General features: G+C 66.4%; 23 protein-coding genes. 10 read left to right on the top strand and 13 right to left on the bottom strand.

From position 1 onward, the window contains the following. Positions 1 to 21: 21 nt before the first annotated feature. Entirely contained in the window at positions 22 to 237 is a 216-nt protein-coding gene (locus tag KA712_13560; GenBank protein ID MCG5053985.1) for a hypothetical protein, read from the bottom strand. A gap of 52 nt (positions 238 to 289) precedes the next feature. Continuing rightward, on the bottom strand, positions 290 to 2,458 hold the full coding sequence (locus KA712_13565; GenBank protein ID MCG5053986.1) for a transglycosylase SLT domain-containing protein: 2,169 nt from the start codon (positions 2,456 to 2,458) through the stop codon (positions 290 to 292). 169 nt (positions 2,459 to 2,627) lie between these two features. Between KA712_13565 and KA712_13570 the strand changes: the two genes are divergently transcribed. The 6 genes from KA712_13570 to KA712_13595 all read left to right on the top strand — a co-directional run bounded on the left by KA712_13570 (position 2,628) and on the right by KA712_13595 (position 9,807). Beyond that, on the top strand, positions 2,628 to 3,119 hold the full coding sequence (locus KA712_13570) for a single-stranded DNA-binding protein (protein MCG5053987.1): 492 nt from the start codon (positions 2,628 to 2,630) through the stop codon (positions 3,117 to 3,119). 166 nt (positions 3,120 to 3,285) lie between these two features. After that, a complete protein-coding gene (locus KA712_13575; GenBank protein MCG5053988.1) occupies positions 3,286 to 5,163 on the top strand; it encodes a hypothetical protein in 1,878 nt (625 codons plus the stop codon). A gap of 738 nt (positions 5,164 to 5,901) precedes the next feature. After that, a complete protein-coding gene (locus tag KA712_13580; GenBank protein MCG5053989.1) occupies positions 5,902 to 7,308 on the top strand; it encodes an arginine N-succinyltransferase in 1,407 nt (468 codons plus the stop codon). A 48-nt stretch (positions 7,309 to 7,356) separates the two neighbouring features. Continuing rightward, a complete protein-coding gene (locus tag KA712_13585; protein MCG5053990.1) occupies positions 7,357 to 8,781 on the top strand; it encodes a sigma-54 dependent transcriptional regulator in 1,425 nt (474 codons plus the stop codon). Between the two features lie 28 nt (positions 8,782 to 8,809). Beyond that, positions 8,810 to 9,205 (top strand): DUF423 domain-containing protein, encoded by a 396-nt coding sequence (locus tag KA712_13590; GenBank protein ID MCG5053991.1) that lies wholly within the window; start codon positions 8,810 to 8,812, stop codon positions 9,203 to 9,205. A gap of 89 nt (positions 9,206 to 9,294) precedes the next feature. Beyond that, positions 9,295 to 9,807 (top strand): YbjN domain-containing protein, encoded by a 513-nt coding sequence (locus KA712_13595; protein ID MCG5053992.1) that lies wholly within the window; start codon positions 9,295 to 9,297, stop codon positions 9,805 to 9,807. A 107-nt stretch (positions 9,808 to 9,914) separates the two neighbouring features. On the opposite strand, the gene KA712_13600 is transcribed toward KA712_13595, so the two are convergent. Then, positions 9,915 to 10,952, bottom strand: a complete 1,038-nt coding sequence (locus KA712_13600) for an acryloyl-CoA reductase (protein MCG5053993.1) — start codon at positions 10,950 to 10,952, stop codon at positions 9,915 to 9,917. Positions 10,953 to 10,987: 35 nt separating this feature from the next. Between KA712_13600 and KA712_13605 the strand changes: the two genes are divergently transcribed. Then, positions 10,988 to 11,437 (top strand): YtxH domain-containing protein, encoded by a 450-nt coding sequence (locus tag KA712_13605; GenBank protein MCG5053994.1) that lies wholly within the window; start codon positions 10,988 to 10,990, stop codon positions 11,435 to 11,437. A gap of 197 nt (positions 11,438 to 11,634) precedes the next feature. Then, positions 11,635 to 11,787, top strand: a complete 153-nt coding sequence (locus KA712_13610) for a hypothetical protein (protein MCG5053995.1) — start codon at positions 11,635 to 11,637, stop codon at positions 11,785 to 11,787. Positions 11,788 to 11,804: 17 nt separating this feature from the next. Here KA712_13610 and KA712_13615 read toward each other — a convergent pair whose 3' ends face one another. From KA712_13615 to KA712_13635, 5 genes are all read right to left on the bottom strand, one after another. Beyond that, a complete protein-coding gene (locus KA712_13615) occupies positions 11,805 to 12,029 on the bottom strand; it encodes a hypothetical protein (GenBank protein MCG5053996.1) in 225 nt (74 codons plus the stop codon). Further along, positions 12,026 to 12,502, bottom strand: a complete 477-nt coding sequence (locus KA712_13620; protein ID MCG5053997.1) for a phage holin family protein — start codon at positions 12,500 to 12,502, stop codon at positions 12,026 to 12,028. Before KA712_13620 ends, KA712_13615 begins: the two co-directional genes overlap by 4 nt. Positions 12,503 to 12,521: 19 nt before the next feature. Continuing rightward, the gene (locus KA712_13625) at positions 12,522 to 12,884 is read right to left on the bottom strand and encodes a hypothetical protein (protein MCG5053998.1); all 363 of its coding nucleotides are present in this window, start codon (positions 12,882 to 12,884) and stop codon (positions 12,522 to 12,524) included. After that, positions 12,877 to 13,083, bottom strand: coding sequence for a hypothetical protein (locus KA712_13630; protein ID MCG5053999.1), 207 nt, complete (start codon positions 13,081 to 13,083; stop codon positions 12,877 to 12,879). Before KA712_13630 ends, KA712_13625 begins: the two co-directional genes overlap by 8 nt. A 251-nt stretch (positions 13,084 to 13,334) precedes the next feature. Next, the gene (locus tag KA712_13635; protein ID MCG5054000.1) at positions 13,335 to 14,501 is read right to left on the bottom strand and encodes a serine/threonine protein kinase; all 1,167 of its coding nucleotides are present in this window, start codon (positions 14,499 to 14,501) and stop codon (positions 13,335 to 13,337) included. Positions 14,502 to 14,806: 305 nt separating this feature from the next. Here KA712_13635 and KA712_13640 point away from each other — a divergent pair, with 305 nt between their 5' ends. Beyond that, complete coding sequence (locus KA712_13640) at positions 14,807 to 15,181, top strand: response regulator (GenBank protein MCG5054001.1); 375 nt, start codon at positions 14,807 to 14,809, stop codon at positions 15,179 to 15,181. Positions 15,182 to 15,252: 71 nt separating this feature from the next. Here the strand turns inward: KA712_13640 and KA712_13645 are convergent, their stop codons facing one another. Next, positions 15,253 to 16,749 (bottom strand): sigma-54 dependent transcriptional regulator, encoded by a 1,497-nt coding sequence (locus tag KA712_13645; protein ID MCG5054002.1) that lies wholly within the window; start codon positions 16,747 to 16,749, stop codon positions 15,253 to 15,255. A 23-nt stretch (positions 16,750 to 16,772) separates the two neighbouring features. Between KA712_13645 and KA712_13650 the strand changes: the two genes are divergently transcribed. After that, entirely contained in the window at positions 16,773 to 18,623 is a 1,851-nt protein-coding gene (locus tag KA712_13650) for a CHASE domain-containing protein (protein ID MCG5054003.1), read from the top strand. Between the two features lie 33 nt (positions 18,624 to 18,656). On the opposite strand, the gene KA712_13655 is transcribed toward KA712_13650, so the two are convergent. The 4 genes from KA712_13655 to KA712_13670 all read right to left on the bottom strand — a co-directional run bounded on the left by KA712_13655 (position 18,657) and on the right by KA712_13670 (position 24,268). Then, positions 18,657 to 20,051, bottom strand: a complete 1,395-nt coding sequence (locus tag KA712_13655) for a PAS domain-containing sensor histidine kinase (GenBank protein MCG5054004.1) — start codon at positions 20,049 to 20,051, stop codon at positions 18,657 to 18,659. 940 nt (positions 20,052 to 20,991) lie between these two features. Beyond that, positions 20,992 to 21,489, bottom strand: coding sequence for a hypothetical protein (locus tag KA712_13660; protein ID MCG5054005.1), 498 nt, complete (start codon positions 21,487 to 21,489; stop codon positions 20,992 to 20,994). Positions 21,490 to 21,596: 107 nt separating this feature from the next. After that, on the bottom strand, positions 21,597 to 22,376 hold the full coding sequence (locus KA712_13665) for an SH3 domain-containing protein (protein MCG5054006.1): 780 nt from the start codon (positions 22,374 to 22,376) through the stop codon (positions 21,597 to 21,599). Further along, complete coding sequence (locus tag KA712_13670; GenBank protein MCG5054007.1) at positions 22,373 to 24,268, bottom strand: BatD family protein; 1,896 nt, start codon at positions 24,266 to 24,268, stop codon at positions 22,373 to 22,375. The genes KA712_13665 and KA712_13670 overlap by 4 nt, the downstream gene beginning before the upstream one ends. Positions 24,269 to 24,272: the final 4 nt, after the last annotated feature.

Here is a 24,272-nt window from a genome sequence, read left to right on the forward strand (position 1 = left end):
CGACGCGTGGCGGCCGCCGGTTCAGGAAGCCGACACCGAGCGGACCAGCAAGCGGGGCCCCGTCATGGTGAACGACAGGGCGTTGCGATCGACCGAGCCCTGGATCACCACCCGCCGCCCCGCCCACTGCTCGCCCACGTCGCCTTCGAGCTCGTACACGGTGCCATCGTCGGCCTCGAGCTGAAGCACGCCACCTTCCAAGTCGCTGAGACGAACGAACCCCGTAAACCGCGCCATCCCAGGGAGTATAGCGCGCCCGGGGGCCGGCAGGGAGGCCGCGTCGGCGGCCCTAGTAGTTGGGGCCGTCGTCGCGGTAGCGCGCGTTGATCTCGAGGTTCGGGAGGTAGCGCTCCTGGGCGTAAAGGTAGCGGTAGCGCGCGTAGATGCCCGTCACCCGCTTGATGTACTCGCGGGTCTGCTCGTAGGACACGAGTTCCACGAACTCGTCGAGCGGGTGGGCGCCGTGGCGGTCGAGCCACCTGGCCATGGCGTTCGGCCCTGCGTTGTACGAGCCCGCAGCCAGAGGCACCTGTTCGTTGAACTTGCGGTAGAGCGCGCCGATGTAGTGCGCCCCCAGGCGTATGTTGGTTTCGGGATCCAGGAGAGTCTCGTCGGCGAAGGGCTCACCCAGGGACGCCGCCACGCGCCGGCTCGTGGGAGGGATCATCTGTAGCAAGCCCCGGGCGTCTGCGTACGAGACCACGTTCGGATCGAAGCCCGATTCCTTGTGCATGATGGCGTAGAGATAGTGATCGGGGTTGCCGGCGGCCGCCGCGTACGTCTCGACCAGTGGACGATAAGCGAGCGGAAACACGGTTTGCCAAATCCGGCGGACAGCCCCCTCCGGCGCCGCCCCGAGGGCGCGGCTGCCAAGGACGTCAGCCAAGCGGTAAGCCTTGGCCCAGACGCCCGCCGCCTGGGAGCGATCGATCACGGCGGCGAGGCCTCGTTCCCGGCCGAGCCGCGTGAGCACACCCTCGGCGCCACTTTCGAGCTCGAGCCCGGCGTCGTGAGGAAGCCCCGCGGCCAAAAGCTCGTCCACCCGCAGGAGCGCAGGATCGCGCCGGGCCTTGCGATCGAGAGGGGCCAAGGGGGCCTCGCCGCGCGGCAAGGCCAGGGGCACGTCGTGATTCTGCGCGGCCAGCCGCGCCGCCGCGAGCAGGCCGTACCAACGCAGCGGTTCCGCGGCCACGAGCTTCGTGTAGAGCGATCGGGCCACGTCGTCGTGTCCGAGCGTCTGCTCGCAACGGGCCCGCCAGTAGGTCACCCGATCTTCAGGCCAGATGCGCCGCCGTTTCCCATCCCGCGTCCTTGCCGCGAACTCGTCGAGGTGAGTGAGCGCCGTGCGGGCGTCGCCCTGGAAGTAGGCGCTCAGGGCGAGGTACCAGGCCGCATCGGCGGCGTAGGGCGTTTTGCCGAAGCGGCGCAAGGTCTCCGCAAGCGCGGGGATGCCCTCGGCGAAGCGACCCCTGTTGAAATCGAGCCAGCCCGCCAGAAACTGCGCCTCGGCCGCGTACGTGGCGCGGGGGTACGCGCGCGAAAATGCCAGGTAGGCCGCGATCGCTTCGTCGTCTCGATCGGCCCGCGATAGCGCGCGCGCGGCGTGGAACGCAGCCCATGTGGCCTTTTCGCCCGACAACCCTTGCGCGGCGCTGGCCAGCAACCGGGCGGCGTCCCCGTAGTTCTTGCGGGACCGGTACTTGGCTTGCCCGAGCACGAAGGCGCGTTCGGCCTCGAGCTCGGGCGGCACCGCGAGGGCCTCCAGCTCCGAGATGGCCTCGTCCCAGCGGCGACGGTCCGAGAGCCGCTGGGCCCGCGCGAGCCGCAAGCGCGGGGAGAGCACGTGGGGGGAGCCCTCGGGCGCGTCGTCGAGCTGAACCAGCCGGCGCTCTGCTTCAGGCACAAGGGGGTGCGAGGGGTCATCGACCAGCAGCTTTTCGAGCGCGGCGCGCGCGGCGGCAGGAGCCCCCCGGGCCGCCGCGTCCTCGCCCACCCGTACCAGAGCCTTGGCGCGATCCCCCCCCGGCACCCGGGTCGAGACGAGCCGCTCGTACTGCCGGGCCGCCGAAGAGCGTTCACCCGCCTCCCAGCGCAGGTCGACGGCGCGCCAGCGGGCGGGGTTCGCAAACCGGGAGCCGCGTACATGCGCAACCCGCTCGAAGAGGCGGATGGCTTCGCCCGTCTTTCCCAGCGCTGCCAGGCTTTCGGCAAGGTAGTGGGTGGCGTAGTCCTGGTTCCGGACCTGACCCTCGAGCGCCTGCCGCAGATGGCGTGCCGCGGCCGCATGCGCCCCCGCCCGGAAGGCCCGGACCCCCTCGCCCAGCTTCTGCACCGCCAAGCTCGTGGGGCTCGCATCGCCACGCGCCCGTGGCGCAGCCGCACCCGACCCCGCCGCCGCGACCAGCAAGGCCGCCGACACCAGCTGCGCGAAGCGGACGAAGCGGCGTTTCGGGGTCAAAGAGAAACCTTAACTCACGCGGGCGCGCGGAGCCGTTTTTCGCGCAACGATTTCAAACGCCGAGACGAAGCCCTCTGTCGAAGCGAGGTGTTCACGATTGACCGTGACACGGCTTCCAAGCGATACCTGCGGTGCGCCCTTCGGGCCCCGCCGAACGGCAGGAGAACAGATCATGGCAAGCGTCAACAAAGTCATTCTCATCGGAAACCTGGGTGCCGACCCCGAGCTGCGCTACACGCCGAACGGAAATCGGCCCGTGTGTAGCCTTCGCATCGCGACGAGCGAGGTCTTCAAGGACAAGGCCGGGCAGAAGCAAGAACAGACCGAATGGCACCGGGTGACGGTGTGGGGGGACCAGGCCGAAAACTGCAACAAGTACCTCGCCAAGGGGCGCTCGGTCTACGTCGAAGGGCGCCTGCAGACCCGCTCCTGGGACGACAAAGAGGGCAACAAACGCTACTCCACCGAGGTTGTGGCCGAGCGCGTCAAGTTCCTGGGCGGCGGAACCGGCGGAGCCGGGGGTGCTTCCGGTGGGGCTGGTGGCGCGCCCGGGGGTTCCGGAGGCGGTCGCCGCTGGGGCGCGGGCCCCGAGGGCGATGACGCCCCTCCCGCGGGCAACGACATGGACATGCCCGCCGGCGACGACGACATCCCCTTTTGACCGCCGCGCGCGCGAGCGGCTGCTCGTCGGGACGCAGCCGCCTCGCCTGCGGGACCACACCCGCCCAGGGAGGCGCACGGCCTCCGCAATTCGTTGTGAAAAGCGTCATCGTCCTTGCCCAACGAAGCGAAGTTGGGGTCCAATGCTCCGACTCCAAGGAGGACGAATGCAGTACGACGGAAGGCTCGGCCGCCGCAGCGGCTTGCACACAGTGTGTCTATTGGGCGGTCTCGTGGCAGGGCTTGCGGGCTGCGACGGCAGCGGGGGGACGGGGCAAGCAGCCGGTGACGGCGGTCTCGATGCGGGAGCCCGCGAGGGCGGGACCAGCCTGGGAGGCGACGCCCCCAAGGTGGGCGGGGTCGACGCGCGCATTCCCCGCACGGAGCCCATGATCTCGCAGGTCATGAAGAAGCTTCCCCTCACGGGGCGCGTGGCTTTGGTGGGCTCGGGCCTTTCGAGCTGCACCAACCAAGAGCCCGCCCCCGGGGACAGGTGGTGTGGTTTTTCGAAGGGCACCGAGCTTGGGCGCGAGGAGTTGTGGGTCGTCAACGTCACCGCCGTGGCCGCGGGCACCCCCGTGCAGTGCACGGGCACGGACCCAAACTGCCTTCGCCTCACGGGCAACCTATGGACGGGCACGCCCTCCGTGGGGCCTCGCCACCCGTTCGCCCACACTTTCGACGGCGATACGCTCATCTTCCACGCCGATGCGACGTCGGCCAATACGGACCTTTACGAAGGCCCGATCTTCGCGTGGCGGCCCGGGTGGCCAGCACCGCGACAGATCTCGACCAGCAAGGGCGTCACCTGCGCGGGACACTTCAGGGGTGAGGCAGCGCTGTGCCTCGACAACATCGAGCCCGACGTTACGCAGCCCCTCGAGTTCGACCTGCGCGCGGGCCCGCTTCCGGCGGCCGGGGGTCAACCACTTCCGCGCGTCGACCGCATTCATGCGCTCCGGGCCAACGACGTCACCAAATGGCGGGCCGGGTTTTCGCGCGACGCCAAGCAGTTCTGTTACTCCACCGGCCGAACGAGCACGGATGCGGAGAGCCTGTGGTGTTATCCCACGGCCGAGCTGCCCGCGAAGGCCGTACCTAGCGGGAACCGACCCGATGCGCCCCTCGTCGTCGGCGCGGCCCGGTGGCAGTTCGCCCGGGACGGGCAAAAGCTCTACTTCCTGAATGGCTTCAACTACAGCGACCAGGGGGACACCCAGGGCGCGCTCACCATGGTGGACTACCCCATGGGCGCGAATCCGGTGGTCATGAACCCAAACGTCGGTGCCTTCCTCTTGCTGTCGGACGGGACCGACACGGACAGGGGCGTCGGTCTTTTCACCGAGGTAGCGCAGAACCGAGGCACTTTACGCTTCATCCGTGACCGGAGCGCTCCACAGGACAGCGTGCTCATCGCCGCCAGCATCGCCAGCGCCACGGTATCGAACGACCTGCGGTACACCTTTTTCAACCGCAACATCAACGAGCAGACGGGCCTTGCGGACGCCTACGTGGCCCGCAACGAAGAAGCAACGGCGCAGGCCCCCGCCCCTTCCTGTGCCCTGCAGACGCGCCTCGCCACGGACCTCTACGGCACGCCTTTCCTCGACAAGGCGGGCCTGGTGTTCTGGGTCGACGATGTGGACCCGAACGTCCTCGTTGGCAAGGGCATGGTGGCCAACCCCGCTGACTGCTCCGGCAAACAGCAGTACGCCAACGACATCGACTTCTGGTTCACGGTCAACGACGAAGGCATCATCTTCAGCGACGACACGGACATCGATATCGTGAGCCTCCGTTATGCCCGCGTGCCCGATGGCAAAACCTGGCCCGTGACGGGACCTGTGAAGGTTCAGGACCAAGCGAGCCGCATCTACAGCATGACGCTGCCGGCCTACAACCTGATGCTCGTTCAGATCGACCAGGGTTTCCCGTCCGACGGCATCTACTACGTAAACCTGCCGTTCGGCGGCCCGCCCGTGCCGGTCGACGGCGGCGCGCCCGATGGGGGCGCGTCCGACGGCGGTGCGGACGCCGCACAGTAGCCCTTGTACGCCACCTGCGCGCCCCAGCGAGCAGGGTCCGGCCCCTTCATCGCCCGGTGAAGGGGCCTTCGTCTTTGCGCTCGAGGTGACGAAGGCCTTAAAATGGCGGGGCGTGCGCCTCGTCCTCGTCCTCATTGCGGGCCTTTTGCCCCTCATCCTGCCCCTGCCGGGGGGCGGGAGCGGACGCGTGCAGGAGTCCGAGCGGTCATCGGCTTCGTTTCGGACCACCGTCCGCGCCCTCGAGCCGGAGGAGGGCGAGGACACGGAGCAGGCGCCCCAGTTCCCGCGGTTTCTGAAGCGCAAGGCTTTGGCCCATATGCCCGAGAGCCCGGCGCCGGCTCCGCCCGAGGCGACCGATGCGCACGAGCTCCTCCTCACCTTCGACGACGGCCCCGACCTCGAAGTGACCCCCCTCGTGCTCGAGGAGCTGGATCGGCGGGGGTTGAAGGCGATCTTCTTCGTCAACGGCAAGTCCATCGTGGGCGACCGGCCCTCGGATCGCGCGCGGCGACACCTCCTGCGCAAGCTGGCCGCGCACGGGCACTTCGTGGGCAATCACTCGTTCAGCCACCAGAAACTCTGCCGGGAGCAGGAGTCGATTCCGCGCGAGATCGACGGTAACGCGGAGATCATCACGGCCGCCACGGGCGTTTACCCGCGGCTGTTCCGCTCGCCCTACGGTGGCACGTGCCCGGCCCTCGAGGCGGCGCTGGCCGAACGCAACCTGCTCAACGTGGGATGGAACGTGGATCCGCAGGAGTGGCGGGGGCAGTCTGCCGACACCACGGTTCCCGCGGTGACCGCACAGCTCGAACGGCTGAGCGGCCGGGGGATTCTGCTGCTGCACGACACCCACCCCTCGACCGCCCGTGCGTTGCCGCGCATTCTCGACTGGATCGAAGCCCGCAACCGTCGGGGGGGCGCGAAAGAGGGAGCGGAGGCCGCGGTCCGGCCCATGCGCATCGTGGATTACACGGTGCTCTTGCCCGCCAGGCCGCTCGCGCCGACGGGGCTCGAGGCCCCGCTGCGGGTCGCCCTGGAAGGGCTCGGCGCGTTGCCCGGCCAAACCCGCTGGCGCTCGTGGCTTTCGGGCGGCCCGTGACTCAACCTGGAAGCAGGTTCACCATTCGTGCGGCCACCGGCGCGGACGTGGACGCGCTTTACGACGTGGCCGGCCACCTGGCCACCGTCAACCTGCCCCACGATCGCGAGCGCATCGCCGCCATCGTCAGCCAGTCCGAGCGGTCGTTTGCGGGACGCCTCGACGCGCACCGGCGCGAGTTCATGTTCGTGCTCGAGGGCGACGCACCCGGCGTCCTGGCAGGCTGTTCGATGGTCTTCGCGCAACACGGCTCGCGCAAGGCGCCCCACGTGTTCTTCGACGTGGGCACGGAGGAGCGGTACAGCGAAACACTCGACCGGTTGTTCGTACACACGGTTTTGCGCATCGGTTATGACTACCAGGGGGTCACGGAGATCGGGGGGCTGGTTCTTCGCCCTCACTTCCGGGGTCATCCCGCACGGCTCGGCAAGCTGCTCTCGTTCGTACGCTTCGTGTACATCGCTCTGCACCGGGCAGACTTCAAGTCCGAGATCGTCTCCGAGTTGATGCCGCCCCTCGAGCCCGACGGCACGAGCCTGCTGTGGGAGAGCCTTGGACGCCGGTTCACGGGACTTTCCTACCAGCAGGCCGATCAGCTTTCGCGCGAAAACAAAGAGTTCATTCGCACCCTGTTCCCCCATGGGCCCATCTACGCCACCCTGCTGTCCCCCGAGGCGCAGGCCTTGATAGGACAAGTGGGCCCTGCAACCCAGGGGGTCGAGCACATGCTGCGCGCCGTGGGCTTTCGCTACGCCAACCGCATCGATCCCTTCGACGGGGGACCCCATTTTCACGCCCGCACGGACGACGTCACCCTGGTGCGCGCCACGCGAAAGTTGAGGGTGGAGGACGTGGCGCCCGTGCCCGCGCGCGTGGCCGCCCTCGACGGAATCGTCGCCCACCGGCTCGACGAGCCTCCTTACTTCCGCGCGGCACGTGGGCAGGTGGGCCTCGTCGCCGGCCACCTGATCGTGCCCCCGGCGCTCGCCAAGGCCCTCGACCTTCAGCCAGGCGCCGACGTGGGCTTTTTGCCTTGGCAGTGAGCCAGGGCCCGGCCACGGCCTTGCCCACAACTGCTAGAATCGCGCGCCATGCCCGCCACGGTGTTCATCGTCGACGACGAGAAAAACATTCGCCGCACCGTCCGCCTCGTGCTCGAGGGCGAGGGCTACACCGTGGAGGAGGCGGCGAGCGGCGAAGAGGCCCTGGCCCGCCTGCCGGACGTGGGCGCCGACGTGATGCTGCTCGATGTACAGCTGCCCGGCGTGTCGGGACTCGAGGCGCTCGACGCCCTGATGAAGAACACGGCCGGCCCCGTGCGCCCGAGCGTGATCATGATCTCGGGGCACGGGACGCTTCAAGATGCCGTACGAGCGGTCAAGGCGGGCGCCTATGACTTTCTCGACAAGCCCCTCGATCGAGACCGGCTCATGGTGACGGTGCGCAACGCGCTCGAGCGGCGGGCCATGGTGATGGAGGTCGAGGGACTTCGTGCGTTGGCCGAAGGCCGATGGGAGATGGTGGGACGAAGCGCGGGCATGGCGGCGCTGTTCACGCAGATCTCGAAGGTGGCGCCGACCCGCACCCGCGTGCTCATCACGGGCGAGTCCGGGACAGGCAAGGAGCTGATCGCGCGCGCCGTACATCGGGAAAGTCCTCTGCGCGACAAGCCCTTCGTGAAGGTCAACTGTGCCGCGATCCCACCCGAGCTCATCGAGTCGGAGTTGTTCGGACACGAGCGCGGCGCCTTCACCGGCGCGAGCCAGCGCAAAAAGGGATTGTTCGAGCAAGCGGATGGCGGAACGATCTTTCTCGATGAGATCGGCGACATGAGCCTATCCGCCCAGGCCAAGGTGCTGCGGGTGCTGCAGTCGGGCGAGTTCACCCGGGTGGGTGGCGAACAGACGCTGAAGGTGGAGGTTCGCGTGCTGGCCGCGACCAACCGCGACCTGCAGGCCGGCGTGGCCTCGGGCCACTTTCGTGAAGATCTCTATTTTCGCCTGAACGTCGTGCCGCTCAAAGCCCCGCCGCTCCGAGAGCGCGCCGAGGACGTGCCCTTGTTGGCGAAGTCTTTCGTGGAACAGATCTGCCGTGAAAACGGCCTGCGTACGAAGCCCGTCTCGGACGAAGCGCTGGCCGTGTTGGCCGCCTACCCGTGGCCTGGCAACGTCCGGGAGCTTCGCAACGTGATCGAACGCCTGGTGATTCTGTCGGAAGACAGCATCGGTCTTGGTGACCTGCCCGAGGAGATTGTCACCGAGGCCGAGCGGGCCAAGGGCACGCCACCGCCGCAGATTGCGGGCCTCGAGCTGCCCACCGAGGCCACGAAGCTACCGCTGCGGGAGTTTCGCGACCTGATGGAGCGGCAGTACATCAAAGCCAAGCTGGAAGACAACGCCTGGAACATCTCGCGGACGGCCGCGCTCTTGGGCATCGAACGCACCAATCTTCACAAAAAAATGCGCAGCCTCGGCTTACACCGGGACGAGCGGATGCCCGAACCCTTCACGTCGTGAGCGCTTGATGGAAACGAACGATCGGGACATGAACAACCGGGGGACGGACGACCGCTTCTGGGTGCGCTGCGCGGGGCTCGTGGGCGCCGTGGGTGTGGCGCTGGGTGCCTTTGGTGCGCACGGCCTCAAAGACCGGATCTCACCGCCGCTGCTCGAGGTCTACCGTACGGGCGTGCTTTACCACTTGATTCACGCCGTGGCACTGCTCGCGGTGGTTCTGGCAGGACCCCGGCTGCGCCTGGGCGGGGTCACCCGCTGGGCGTTCCTCGGGGGCGTCGTGGTGTTCAGCGGCACCTTGTACCTGCTGGCGATCACGGGCGCGACCTGGCTGGGGGCGATCACGCCCCTGGGAGGGCTGGCGTTCATTTCCGGCTGGGCGGCTCTTTTCGTGGGGGGTGGACGCGCCCCGGCGGGCACGCGCTGAGCCTCAGCGCAGCGCCTCGTTCGAGGTGCACGCGCGAGTTTACAAACGCGCAGCTTTGCCAGCTGCGCACGTCGTGGTAGCCAATGAACATGTCCAGCACGGCATCGCGTAGTCCCAAGAACAGAGCCCTCGCCGAGACCTGCCAGCGCGTGGAGGAGCTCCTCGGACAAAGCTCGGCCTACCGAAAAGTCGATGAAGGCCTCTACGTGATCAAGCAGGGCTCGAGCCTGGTGATGATCAGCGTCTTGCCCTGGAAGCGAAGTCATGTCGTGATCCGCTTGACAGCCCAGCTGGTCAAGGGCGTCACGATGGAGGTCCCGCTGGCCCTCGAGCTGCTCGAGCTGAACGCCAGCATGCGCTTCGGGGCCTTTGCGTTCGTGCCCAAGGGGAACGTCGTGCTCCTGTGCCACACTTTGCTGGATCGCGACTTGGCCGATGCGCAGGAGTTCCTGGACACGTTGGCCGATTTCGCCATCATCGCCGACGAATACGACGATCGCATCGCGGCCCGGTATGGAGGTTCGACCATGCAGGATCTCCTCGAAGAGGCCACGATGCATCACATTCGCGAGGCTTACGAAACAAAGGACTTCCTGGCCTGACGGGGCCGCTGCGGTCACGGCAGCGATCGTATGGCCCCGCCCCAGGCGCACGGGCGCACGGAGAGGGAGGGAGACACCGCACGGAGCGGCCGAAAGGTCCGACCCCGTCAAGCTTCACGGGTCAGGTCGACGACGAAGCGCCCCGTATTCGTTCCTGCGAGCAGCATGCGGCTCGCTTCGATGACCTGAGAGAGCGCAAGGGTCTTCACGAACTGACCCAAAGAGCGAGGGCGCAGATCGAGAGCCAGGCGGCTCCAGACGCGCTCACGCCGCGCAGCAGGGCAATAAGCCGAGTCGATGCCCAGCAGGCTCACGCCGCGCAGGATGAACGGAAAGACCGTCGTCGTGAGGGAGGCGTGGGCGGCGTTCCCCACGCTCGCCACCACGGCCCCGGGAAGCGCCGTTGCCAGCATCCACGCAAGGTAGGGCCCCCCGAGGTTGTCGATGCCGCCAGCCCAGCGGCCTGTGTCCAGGGCTTTGCTCGACGTCACGGTGTGGCGATCCAGAAGCTGCCGGGCGCCGAGCGCGCTCAACATCGGCTCGTTGCCCAGCTTGCCCGTCAAGGCCGCCACCTCGTAACCACGGCCCGCGAGCATGTCGATCGCAAGCGAGCCCACGCCGCCCGTGGCGCCTGACACGACGACCGGACCCCGTGAGGGTTCGCAGTCCATCGCCTCCATGCGCTCGATCGCGAGCGCCGCCGTAAACCCCGCGGTGCCGAGACACATCGCTTCGAAAGAGCTGAGGGCCGCGGGAAGGGGCACGAGCCAGCGTGCAGGGAGGCGGGCATGGGTGGCCAGTCCCCCATCATGCGCGGTGCCGAGGTCGTATCCCGTGGCCAGCACGAGCTGCCCCGGCCGATACGCTTCACTCGACGACGCCACCACCTCGCCCGCCAGATCGATGCCAGCCACGCAGGGGAAACGGCGAACGACCTTGCCCGCACCGGTGAGGGCAAGGGCATCTTTGTAGTTCAACGAGGAGTGGTGCACCCGGACGAGCACCTCGCCAGCGGGATCGGAGACCCGCGTGAGCGCACCGCCGTTCATGGGCACCACGTCGGCGTGGTAGCCGCGTTCCGATGCAGAGATCCGCACCGCCGTCACCTGCGCTCGTGACGCTGCCTCATCTACTTGAGATGACATCGACCCCATCACCGTGAGTAAAGGTCGCTTCGACCGTGAACGCAATCCCGTTTGTGTCGTCCCGATGGCGTTTCGGAAACGGATCCCGCTACCCGTCTTCGTCACGAATCTGTGCCCTCGGCAAGCCCGCGCGCGCCGATCGAGACGAGTTCCACCTGGCATGCCTCTTGAAGCTCGACGGGAATCTCGAGCGCACTGCACTTTCTTTACAGCGGAGGACGAAGATGAAGATGGAACAACTCAAGAAGATGAACAGGGACGAAATCCTCGGGGCACTGGGTCTTGCATCGAAGGCTTCGACCACGCGCTGGATGGCCAGCAACTTGGCCGTGTTCGGCGTGGGCTTGCTGGTGGGTGCCAGCGCTGCGTTGCTGTTTGCTCCCAAGCCAGGGCGAGACCTTCGCGAGGACGTCAGCAACAAGTTCCGCAACATCAAGGGGAAAAACTCGCTCCGTGGCGAGGACGAAGCGAGCGTACTCACCTGAGCTGGCCAGGCCCGCGGCGGCGCTGCGGGCCTGCCAGACTGGCGTCGTCGAGAGCTCCCGGGGTAGCGCCCGCGGAGCTTTCGTGCTTTCGAAGGCTCGCGGTCAGTCGCGGCGCTTCGTCCGCGGCTTGGCACTGGTCTTGAACGGACGAGGTGAAGACCATCCCCGATCGATGGCGAACCACGAAAGACGAGACGATGCTTTGGACGCTAGCGCTTGGGTTCATCCTGCTCTGGATGTTGGCCGTGCTCACCTCGGTGACGACCCATGGGTTCATTCACCTGTTGTTGGCCGCCGCCGTCGTGACGGCGATCATCCGCGTGTTGGTGGGGCGCGCACCCGCGCCCTAGCGGCCCGCGCTGTGGGCTCAGCGCAGCCGCAGCAGCTTCCCGAGAGTCCAGCCCGCGAGAAGCCCAAGCCCCACCGCCGTCAGGGGCCGACGGCGCACCCAGGTCTGCCACTGCGCGAGCTCCGCGACCTCGTCCCGCAGCTCGGTCAGAGACTCGATGAGCGACTCTCTTCGCAAAGCGATCTCACCTTCCAAACGATCCAGCTCCGTCTCGACGGGGTGAGGAATGAGGGATTTGCTCATGAGTCTTTCCTGAGAGTTTTCTGGGGAGAGCCGGGGGACAGGGCGCTGCCCACCTCCTCCACGCTGCGGTTCACTTCGCCTTTCGTTCGGTCCAGGGCTTCGGTACGCCTCATCCTGGTGATCATCACCAGGGTACCGAAGACCCCGAGCAGCACCTCGAGCCCGCCCACGACGGCAAGGGCCGCCGCCGCGGGCATGACCCGCATCAAGAGCGCCACCACGGCCGCGCTCAATGCCAGGCATCCTGCGAAGATCAGGGGAAGACAAACGGACACGGTGAGCGCACGCCGCAGGACCAGGCGTGCGTCTCGTGCCATCTCCACTTTCGCCATCTTGATCTGCGCCGAGAGCAGATCGACCAGCGACTCGAAGCTGCTCCTCGCCAAAGCCGCGACCGAGCCGTCGTGGTGGTTGCCGAGCACGGTCCGCTCGGAGGTTTTCTCGAGGGTGGTGGGGGGGGGTGCAGTGGCCATGAGCGGACTCCTTGTGAGGTCAGTCGTAGTGCGGTCCTCGCGGATCCGCATCATCCCGATCTTGAACCAGCTGCCGCCCGAGCTCGACAGCGCCCTTGGCGATCGCGGGCAGAGCCAGCACCCTCAGCCCCACTTTGAGCGATGTTCCGAACAGGCGCGCGGTAAGCGGCGAGAAGAGCCCCCCCCCCACGACATAGCCCATCCCCAACGTGACGAGGGTGGTGCGAAGGGGCCGGTCCGCCGCCTCCCGCGCGAGAAAGTCAATCACACGGTGCCAGGTGGAGGTGGCCTGCTCCCAGACTTCCGCCCCCCGATCGTCGTTGCTTGCAGAGTAGGGGGCCTGAGATGTCTCTTCCATCTTTTCTCCGTTGGTCTCAGGCATGGCGAGCCACCTTGGCGAGAATGAATCCAATGGCGAACGCGCCCGCGAGCGCAGCTCCCGGGTTCTTTCGCACGAACTCCTGGGCTCGCTGCTTCCAGGATTCGGCAACGAGGCGGGCATCCTCGATGTGGTCGGGCAGTCCGTTTGCAAACGTACCCACTTCGCTGGCAACCTGTTTCGCTTTTTCGTCTACGCTCATCGCTTGCGTCCTCCGCTGGGGTGAGGGTTGTTGATCCGCTCCGAGCCGCTTCAAGCGTCGTGCCAATGCGGCGCGAGCGCCTCGGGGCGCGCAGGTGGCAGAGCGAAACGTCAACCAAACCTCAGGCTTTGCGCGTCTGCGCGTGCACCCAGGACTTCATCGCCAGCGCACGAGGAAGTAACGGCCCCTCCGATCGGTCACGGAGGTGTAACCATCTGGGCGCACGAGCGTCCGGGCGGGGCCGCGCCCTTTCACCACAGCTCGGTGGCCCAAGTGGCCAAGACACGCGACACGGAGGCCAGCCCTTCTCCCAAAAAACTGAGATCGAAGGTGTAGTGCTCGAGCAGGACGAAGCTTGCCAGTCCGCCCACGGACATCGAAAGCATCGCGGTGCCGAAGGCATTCCACACGGCGAGGCGTCGTGAACGGCGCAGCCGCTGCTGCTTCGTACGTGGCATGTGGATCGGCGCAGTCTCGATCTCGTTTTTCCGCTCCGTGAGGTCGAACGCCTGGCTTGGGCTCGACCGCTGCCCCACGAGGGGCTCCGTGCCTTGTACGATCGCCGCCTCGAGCGCCGATGCGAAATCCATCACACTGTCGTACCGCTCGGCTTGGCGCTTCGACAGCGCCCTCATGAGGACGCGGTTGGCCTCGGGTCCAAGATAGGCGGGCAAAGGCTCGGGGATCTGGTTGACCACGTTGTAAAGAACCGTGAGTGGCTCATCGCCTCCGAAGGGAACCCGGCCGGTGAGCATCAAGTACGCCATCGTCGCGAGGGAAAACTCATCCGACCGCGGGTCAACCGCGGCGCGCCGCCCCTGAGCTTGCTCCGGCGACATGAAGTGGGGTGTGCCCATCAGGACTTCGTTGGCCGTGATGCGAGTCGTTCCGGGGCTGAGCGAGATCCCGAAGTCGATGACCTTCACGAAATTCTCCTGTCCAGGCGCCCGGATCAGCACCACGTTCTCGGGCTTGAGGTCCCTGTGTACGATCCCCGCGTCGTGCGCAGCCTGCAGGGCCGAAGCCACCTGGCGGATGATGTTCACCACCTGAAGGCGGCTCATGGGCCGGCGCGGCTCGAGCACCGTAGCGAGGTCATGACCCTCGAGGTACTCCATCACGAGGAAGGGCTGGCGTTCGGCCGTGACGTTGAAGTCGAAGACCTGCACGATGTTGGGATGGCGAAGAGACGCCATGATCTCGGCTTCCCGGCGAAAGCGCACCACACTCTCGGTCGAGTTCTGAAACTCCTTCGCGAGAACCTTGATCACGAAAAAGCCCGGCAGCCGTGCGTGCCGACAAAGGTAGACCTCGCCCATGCCTCCCACCGCGAGGCGACGAATCACACGGTACGTCCCGCCCAGGACCTCTCCGCGCTGAAACACCCACGCCGGAAGCGCCGCCGTTTCCGCAGACATTAGCCTCTTCCTCGTCGTGACATTCTGGGTTCTCTCCCACTGGTCAACGCTTCAAACGCGGGGCCACGCAGACCCGCTGCCCTAAGCGCCTGAAACGACTCGTGACGCGCGCCCTGCCAGTGTTTCGGGACGGGCTCACGGTCAAGAGTCCGTCACCCGCAGGTAACCACGCCGGCGCGGCGCTGGCCGCAATCTTGCTTATGCCGAGCGGGACACAAGCCGCCCCCGAGGCCAAACGACGGTTTGATCTACCCTCATGTCTTGAGTATTCTGAACTACAACGATTCGGACCAACGTACCCGCGCATGATGCCTGCTTCCTCCGCCGCGCCTGCCGCCGAAATCTTGGTCGTCGATGACGACCCTGAAGTGCGAGACGCCATATGCGACGTCCTCGAGGATGAAGGCTTCCGGGTCCAAAGGGCAGCGAACGGCCAAGAAGCCCTGACACGGCTGGCGCTCGAGCTTCCAAGCGCCATCGTCCTCGACCTGACCATGCCCGTGATGGACGGACATGCGTTCCTGCAGGCGCGAGCGCGCGATCCGCGCCTCCGCCGGATTCCCGTGATCGTGGTGACAGCCTCGATGAGCCCCGAGATCAGCAACGATGTGCAGCTCGTGCGCAAACCCATCGACGTCGACGCCCTCGTGGAGGCAGTTCGCGCGCACACTCGGCCGTAATCGGGGCTTCTGCTCTGGGCCTCGCAGCGTCCCCGGCGCCCGTGGGAGCCGGGGAACGGACGGTCCTTGCGTCAGCGCAGCTTTTCCCAGAGCGTCTTGCGGGCGATCCCCAGAATGTCTGCGGCCTTGGCGCGTTTGCCCCCCGTCGCCTGCAGGGCCCGTTCGAGGTACTCGCGCTCGAACTCCTTCATGGCGACCTGGAGCGGCTTGATCTCCGTGGAGGCCTCTTCCGCTGCGGCGAATTGGGCAGACTTGGGCCGCACGGCATCCGTGATGCTCACGGGCAGGTGGTGAAAATCGATCGTGCCACCGCCGGACAGGACGCACGCATGCTCGATGGCGTGCTGGAATTCGCGGACGTTGCCCGGGAACGGATATTGTTTGAGCGCCATCCACGCGGCTGGGGTCACCAAGGGAATCTCGGCGCCCGGAGGAACGAAGCGCACCAGCAGCTGCCGCAAGAGCAGCGGCAGATCTCCTGAGCGATCGCGCAGGGGTGGCAACGGTATTTCGATCACGTTGACCCGGTAGAAGAGGTCCTCCCGGAAGATCGCAGTTTTGATGAGCTCGCGGAGGTTGCGGTGGGTGGCTGACACCACGCGCACGTCGACGTGAAGGGTGGTGTTCGTGCCCAGCGGCTCGAAGGTGCCCTCTTGCAGAACACGCAGGAGCTTGGCCTGCGCGGGCGGCGGCAGCTCGCCGATCTCGTCGAGGAAGAGAGTTCCGCCGTCGGCCGCTTTGAAGCGCCCGTCCCGCTTTTTCACCGCCCCAGTGAAGGCCCCCCGCTCGTGCCCAAACAGCTCCGCTTCGATGAGATTTTCGGCGAGGGCACCGCAGTTCACCGCGACGAAGGGTCCCGAGGCACGTGACGAGCCTTCGTGCACCATGCGGGCCACAAGCTCCTTGCCCGTGCCGCTCTCTCCCGTGATGAGGACGGGAGCTTCGCTTTGCGCCACCATCCTGACCATCTCCTTGACCCTTCGCATGGGCGGAGATTCGCCGATGAGGGTCGTCTGACCGGGGATCGGGGCACCGTTGGCCAGCTGCGAGCGGGCTTTTTCGAGCTCTTGGCGGAGGCGGAGGTTCTCTCGGATGTGCGAGACCTGAAGCAAGAGCTCCTCGACGTCGAAGGGCTTGGTAAGGTAGTCGTAAGCGCCTTCCTTGAGTGCGGACACCGCATCGGCCACTTGTCCGTACGCGGTCATCATGATGACCTTGGCATCCGGCGTGGCGCTTCTGAGGTGACGCAGCAACGTGAGGCCGTCGACTTTCGGCAAACGCACGTCGCAGATCACCACGTGAAAGACGTTCTCGCCCACGCGGCTCATGGCCTCGGCGCCGTCCGCGGCGCTCGTCACCTGGTAGCCGGCTTCGGACAGGGCATCGTCAAGGATACCCCTCAGTTCCGGCTCGTCGTCGACGAGCAGAACCTTCATCGCATCGCCCGTCTTGTTACCGTTCTTCATTACGCGCGCTCCGCTTCCCGCCACCTTTTCGTAACCATGGGTTACCAAATCGTAGCGACTGGGGTCGGTAACGGGCGGAATTTCGCGGTCACTCTCTGGCATGAGACTTGTACCCTTCAAAATCCGTGCCTCCACCGCCCGACCCGCTGACGCGCTGGGATGACAGCGTACCGGCCACCGACGAGGTCCCGGTTACCGCCCCTTTATCGGGGCGGACGCGAGGTATGGTGCTCTCTTACGCCGTGTTGGGGCTGGGGCTGACGCTCACCACGCTCGTCACTTGGACCTTCGCCCGCGCCGTTCACGATCGAGAAGCGATGCGCCTCGAAAGCCAGGCGATCGAAGCCGAAAACCGCGTCCGGAACCGCCTCTGCCGGCACATCTCGGCCCTCCTCGGGGGTGCGTCGCTGTTCGCCGTGGATGCCCGCGTCTCGGGCCCGGAGTTTCGGAACTTCACGGATCGTCTCGTGCGTTTCGGAGGGCTCACGGGAATGCAAGGCGTGGGCTTCGCGCGACGGGTGGAGGCCGAAAAGCTTCGCGCCTACGAGTTTGGCGTGCGCCAAGAGACGCCGGGGTTCCGGGTATGGCCCGAAGGACTACGTGAGGAGTACTTCGTGATCGAGTTCCTGGAACCTCGCGACTGGCGTAACGACCGCGCGATCGGCTACGACATGTTCGCCGAGTCCACGCGCCGAGACGCCATGGCGCACGCCCGCGACACCGGAGAGCCCACGATGACCGGCCGCGTACGGCTGGTCCAGGAGACCACGGAAGATGCGCAGTTCGGATTTTTGCTGTATGCGCCCGCTTACAACCGTGGGCCTTTGCCCAACACGGTCGAGGCCCGGCGCAAGAACCTGACGGGCTTCGTGTTCGCACCCTACCGCGCGCGTGATTTGCTGAGCCAGGCTCTGACGGACGCGGATCGAGAGCGTTTCGTGGTGTCCCTCTACGAGGGCAAGACCCCGGTGTCGGAGCGGGCGTTTTTCGAGGGGCAGCGCCAAGGCAACGAGCGCCTCGTTTCACAGGCCGCGCTGCACGTGGGGGGGCAGACCTTCACCATGCGCACGTGGGCGCGCCCGGACAAGCTGACGCTGGCGTCCTGGGGGGGCATCATCGTGGGCGCCGCGCTGGGCATCGTCGTCTCGCTGCTGCTCTTTACGATCACGCGCTTTCAGGTGACAGCCCGCGTGGTGGCCGAGGGGAACGCCTCACGTCTGCGGCAAGCGCGGGCCGAGGCGGTCCGCAACCTGCGCACCCGCGACGCCTTCTTGTCCATCGCCTCGCACGAGCTGAAGACCCCACTCACGGCTTTGCAGCTGCAAGTGGATGGCCTCTATCGTTCGTTTTCGTCGAATCGCCCCTTGGACCAAGAGCGCCTTCAGCGCCGGCTCGAGAGCGTGCGGCGGCAGGCCCGGCGCCTGGCGGGCCTGGTGGACGACCTGCTCGACGTGTCGCGCTTGGCAAGCGGGCGCTTGTCCCTCACCCCGGAGCCCGTGAATCTGGCGGGACTCGTCGCCGAGGTGCTCTTGCGCTTCGAGACCGAGGCGCAACGGGTGGGCAGCGAGCTGCGCGTGAGCGGCGACAACGACGGCCGACAGATGGTGGGCCTTTGGGATCCGGCTCGGCTCGACCAAGTCATCACCAACGTGATCGCGAACGCTCTCAAGTACGGCGCTGGGAAACCCGTCGACGTGCGCCTGCGCCGGCAGGCCGACTGGGCCGAGATCGAAGTACAAGACCACGGCATCGGCATCGCCGCAGAGGATCAGGAGCGCATTTTTCGTCGCTTCGAGCGTGCGGTGCCCGATCGCAACTTCGGTGGCTTCGGATTGGGGCTGTGGATCTCTCAGGAGATCGTGCGCGCCATGGGCGGCAACATCCGGGTGACGAGCCGGGCGGGCGACGGGGCGACCTTCACCATTGCCCTTCCCGTCCACCAGCCGGGTGAGACGTTCGAGGCCGTCGCAAGCTGAACCGCGCCCGCGGGCGCGCGCAAGAGGGCGCCCTCAGCCGCCCGAGGGCGTGTGGCGGGGCAGCCTGACCAACGCCTCGGTTCCCCCTTCGATGGGTCGCAGGTTCACCGAGCCTCCATGAGCGGTCACCAGCGCACGGGCGATGAACAAGCCGAGGCCCAGGCTGTCACGTGTGCCCTCTTGGGTACCTTGGCGGAACGGCTCGAAGAAAGACTCGAGCTGCTCGCGCGCGATGGGCTCGCCCGCGTTGAAGATCGTGACCTCCACCCAGTCACCGCCGGTCTCGTGGGCCTCCACACGCACCTCGGAGCCAGGGAGGCCGTGTTGCAGCGCATTTCCCACCAAATTCGAGAGCACCTGGGCCAAGCGCTCGAGATCCCACATGCCGCCGAGCGACGCCGGGGCACTCACACTCACGCGGGAATCGGGATGCCCCTGCTTGAGCTCCAAAACCACGTCGCGCAACACCTCCACCAGATCTCCGTTGGTGGGTCTCACGTGCAGTCCCCCACCTTGCCGCAAACGCGCGAAGTCGAGCAGATCGCGGATCATGCGTTGCATGCGAAAACCTGAGCGCTTGATGCGATCGACGATGCCCTTTTCTCGATCGTCCACGCGGTTCCGCAGCACTTGCGTCGACATGAGGATCGCCGAGAGGGGGTTGCGCAGATCGTGCCCCAGGACGGCGATGAAGCGCTCCCGCTCTTTTTCGATGGTCTTCCGCTCGGACACTTCCTCCCAGATGGCGGCCACGCCGTCGAGCTCCGTGTCGGAGCGTACGGGAAAGTAGTTCACCAGCCACGTACGCTGCCGACCCGCCTGGGCAGGCGTTGCGCCGGTTTGCTCCTGACAGAGCGTCTCACCCGTCGCGAGGACGTGGTGGACCAGACTTTCGATCTGCCCCGACAGCTCGGGTAGGACCTCCGAGGGTGTGCGGCCATAGTGCGCTTCGACGGCCAGACCATTGATGGCCGCCATGGCCGCGTTCACGCGGCGATAGCGCAGATCGCGGTCCCAGAACGCTATCCCCATCGGCGCTGCGTCCACGATGGTCTCGAGGAAGTGGCTATGTCCCCCGGGCACGGGAAGGCGCTCACCGTGGACCGCTGTGCGCCCGAAGGCTCCGGCCCGCAGCACCACCCGCGCCAGGCGTGGCTCTGTCCACTCTGCGGCGTGAAGGACGTCGAAGAACCCACGATTGAAGAGCTCCTGATGCTCCGTCGACGAGAGCTCACCCGACACGAGAGCGATCGTGACCGTGTGTGCACCTCCACAGCGCTGCAGCATCTCCGCGACAGTGCCGATCTGAATCACCACCTGTGCTTCGCACGACATGTGGAACAGATCCGAGGCGCGGAGAATCGACAAGACCTGGTCCTGCTGTGCCGAGCTTCCTCCCTGGACCGCGATCGCAATGTGCTTCGACAACTTTTCCACCCTCACGTTCCCCGGCGGTCACTGTGTAACCGAACCTCAAGAGGCAACCGCCACCCTTTGATGCTGTAGCACGAGTCAGCCACATCCGCTCCTGGGCCCTCAGTGCCTCTGATCAACGGCATGCTTCCTGCTGCCTGTCCCATAGAGGCCGACAACATGCTCATGGCGTTCTTGGGAATCATCGCTTTCACCGTGATCTTGGTGTTCCCGGTATGGCTGCACGTGCTCGGCCGCGGTGATCCCGCAGGCCGGCAAGAGCCGCGACACAGACGTTGGAAGGCCACGCGGTGGGAGACGACATGCGGCAGGCGCCTCCCGCGGGCTCGAGCCTTCCGCTCTGCGCATGGCTGAGGCCACGCCTCGACGGATGCACGATTCGCACAATGAAGAATAGGGGGAGCGCGCCCCGATTCATACGAAACGCGCTCCCCCAGTCCTTCAGGGACTACTGAAACTCGTCGTTGGATACGACGGACCGCATGCGCACGCGCGCTGCCACCACGGCTTGCACACGCTCTCCCTCGCGCTCTCCCGTTGCGATCCGTCTCAGCGCCCAACCGATCCAAGACTCATTTCAGCAAACCCGCACTCCCAACATCCCCCCACTCGATCGGCTGCCCCCCACACCTTCACCCCACCAACCAACCCGCCACCGCCCCGTCCTGCAGCGTCTCGAGCCCCGCCACTGTCAACACCCAACCCCATCCAACCCGCCACGCAGGCATGAGTATTCAAGCCGCGTGCCAGCAGCCTGGGGACAGACCTGATTTCGCATGCTCCGCGAAAAGCCATGGGGAAACCGCGAGATCCGGGCCGGCGGCAAGACACCGTCATCCAAGGCACAGGCCCAAGGCTGGCGTCATCGGTAACGACGGCACTGCCGGCATTACGGGATCGTAACCCGACGACCAAGTGTGCTCCCGCGCAGGGCTCAGCGCTCTGAGGGAGCCGGGCGCGCGGCGAAGGCGGTGCCCTCGTGAAGGGGTGCGTTGTCGAACACGAGCGTGTCGCACACACCCTCATCGAAATGACGAGCCGCAAGGTCCAGGCGCGTACGAGCGTGGTCGAGACGGTCAGGGTCCGCGTCTCGAATCACGTATCCTGCGCCGTGTCCGTCGGCCACGCTCAGCAGCGCAACGTCGCCTGAGCGAGCGAATTGGGCGCGCGCCCGCTGAGTCATCCGAAACACGTAGGCCTCGAGGTCTGCGAAGGCCTCGGTCGTCTGTGCGGCCGGCTCCCACGCCACCATCACGCAGCCTGGACCGTAAACCACCTTCATACGCGCCGCGGGCGGAGGCGCACACGCGTCCTCCACACTCGTCGAATCGCCTCTCTCGGTGCGGGCAGGCCCGGCACACGACCACCACGACATCGCTCCAAAGACACCCAAGACAAGCGGTGTCCCGGTTTTCCACATCTTGACGTTCATGGTTGCTCCCTGGGCTGCAGGTGGCGCGCCACAATTGAATTGTGCCACGGGGGCTGCTGTTTGGCAGGCCGAACGTGGCCCCTGGCGCAGGGAGGTTACTCTTGGCCCTAAAGACGACCTACGTCCTGGCTGCGGACCCAGCCTTCGAGTCCGTTGGCCAGGCGAATACGCATCCACCCGTCGTCTTGTTCGAGCAGACGTACCCGTAGTCCCGCGTGGATCTGGAAGTTGGTGCGGTAGTTCGTGTCGGCGCCTTCCTTGACGTTGACCTGGTCAGGCAGAACGATGCCGAAGGGAATGTGATCGAGCGCCACCCGGCCTAGCAGCAGGAGACCGGTGAGCACGGCGCCTGCCGCCGTCAGGGCTGCGGCAGCCGACCAGGGCGCGCGGTTGTCGCGCGGCACCCGCAAGCGCCAAAAGAGGAACCAAAAGGTCAGGAGATAAAACACGACAAAAGCCCAGGTCTCGGCCGAAGGCGTCACCACCGAGACCACGCGGATCCACAAGGCGTCCCGCTCGGCACCTTCGATCTTGTCAGTCGTCCGGCGGGCGAGCACCTTGCGGACCTGCGCAAGGTTGAACTGGGCGTCGTCGTCTTTCGGCTCGAGGTTCACGGCACGTTCGAAGCTCCAGGCTGCGCGGCCAAGATCCTCGGTGCGAAAGTACGCAACGCCCATGTTGTAGTAGAGATCGGCCGAGACCACCCCCTGGCGATCGAGCTGATCGTAGGCTGAGATGGCCTTCTTCCAGTCGCCGGCGAGGTACGCTGCGTTCCCTTGCTTCCAGACCTCCTCGAAGAGGTCGGCCCGCGCGGGCCCACTGGTCACCAGCGCGAGGAGGCTCGCCACGAATAACGAAGACGTGAAGTGGGCGAGGGAGCGTTTCACACCTGCACCTCCGACGTGACGAGGCGGGTACGTTCCAGCTGCACGATGAGTTCCCCGGCCCGGTCGAGGGCCGTCGTCATGCCGTCATCGCTGACGCTTCCTGGGGCAAAGCGCGCGCGGTCACATTCTTCGAGAACACTCGTCACCCGCGTGCAAAGGCTCTCATCGACGCCCGCTTGCATCAGCTTTGCCGTGAGCTCGTCCATGGACAAGCCACTAACGGCGCGACCGAGCTTGGCGCTCAGCAGCTCTCGCACGGTCCGGTCGATTTCGATGAAGAATTCGGCCTTGTTGCCAGCGGCGCGGTGGCGTTCGGCCAGGCCAAGCCGGCGTTTGACCTGCCGGCGCATGCGGCGGCCCCGCCGGCGTTCGGTATCTTGCCCGAGGCGCAGCCGAATCTGTCCGACCATGAGGGTGCCCGCAAACGCCAGGGGAGGCAGCAAAAGCAGCCAACCGAAGAGGCGCGACCGGTAGAGCGACGCGCCGAGATCCCGCCGCAGGCTCGAGCGGGCTCGGATGGGACGCAGCTCCGTGGGCAACACGTTCTCGACCACGGCCGACGGGGCCCCGAGGCTCGGCTGAGACGGGGCGGCTTCGACGGCCACGGGGGCCGCTGCCAGGTTTCCTGTCACCACCAACGTGATCGGCTCGGTGCGTGCCGTGGTGTATTCCACGCGCGCGGGATCGAAGTAGGTGAGGCTCATGGCCGGGATGACGAGCGACCCTGGCTTTTGCGGCAGCAGCAGCACCTCGACGGTTTTGTGGCCGGACACGGGCTCGCCGGCAATCAGGTCGGTGGTCACCTTCGGCTCGTAGGCCCGGAGCCCGTCGAGGCGGGGCAGCTCAGGGGGCGCCAACTTGCGGAGGTTCCCCTGCCCCGAGACCGTCAGCTTCAACGTGACGGGCTCGGAGACATTGACCTGGGTCTTGTCGAGCGTGGCAACGAGCGCAAACTGACCCACGGCCGCGCGATCGAAGTTCGGCGGCTGTCCCGCTTTGGGAAGCGGCAGCACCTCGACCTCCACCGCATCGGCCTTGATGAGCTCTGTCCGCATCGTCGAACCGAAGAAGTCGACTTGAGAGATCTCGGCCTCGAGCGGCCAGATGGAAAGAGGCCCGGAGCGCAGCGGGAACAGGGCGCGGCGCAAGAGTGGGGCAACCAGGTACGTACGTCCCTCGTGAGTTTGTTGGGTCAACGACAGTCCCCGATCGTTTCCCGGGATCGGGAGATCTTCGACCCAGAAGCCATCCGTACGAGGCTCTTTGAGCGTTTCGTATTTGTCCTGGCGCTCGGTGAGGTACAGGTACCACTCGGCCGTGAGCGGCTCACCCACGTAGACCTTGGTTTTGCTCGGCACCACACGAACGAAGTTTCTCCCGCCGCCGGCCGGCGCGCTGGACGGTGCCGCTCCGAACAGGCCGCCGAGCCCTCGGGGCAGGCCTCCCGGGCGCGCCGCCGGGGCAGACGGGGCCAGCCCGCCTCGTCCGGGTCCCACACTGCCGGTGATCGTCACGGACACGGGCGTGGTCTCGATCTCGCGGCCTCCCACCTTCACCTTGGCCGGGCCGATCGTGAAGGTGCCCTGCGCCAGGGCAGACAGCTCGTAGCGCCACGAGTACACCACCTGCATGAGCGTTCCGCCGCCGCCCATCTGAATCTGGGTGCTCTGGCTCGGGTGTTCACCCAGCACGCGGAAGTCCTTGAAGTTCGGGGGGCGATAGCCGGCGGCGCGGCCTTCGTCGAGCACCAAGGTCACCTCGAAAAGGAACGAATCATCGAGCGGAACTTGCGTGCGGTCTACGCGCGCCACGAAGGATTGAGCTCCGGCGTGGACCATGGGCATGGCCACCGACTGCACGAAAACGGCTGCGAACACGAGGAGGCGGCGCAAGGGG

Source organism: Myxococcales bacterium (genome assembly GCA_022184915.1).
GTDB lineage: Bacteria > Myxococcota_A > Polyangia > Fen-1088 > Fen-1088 > JAGTJU01.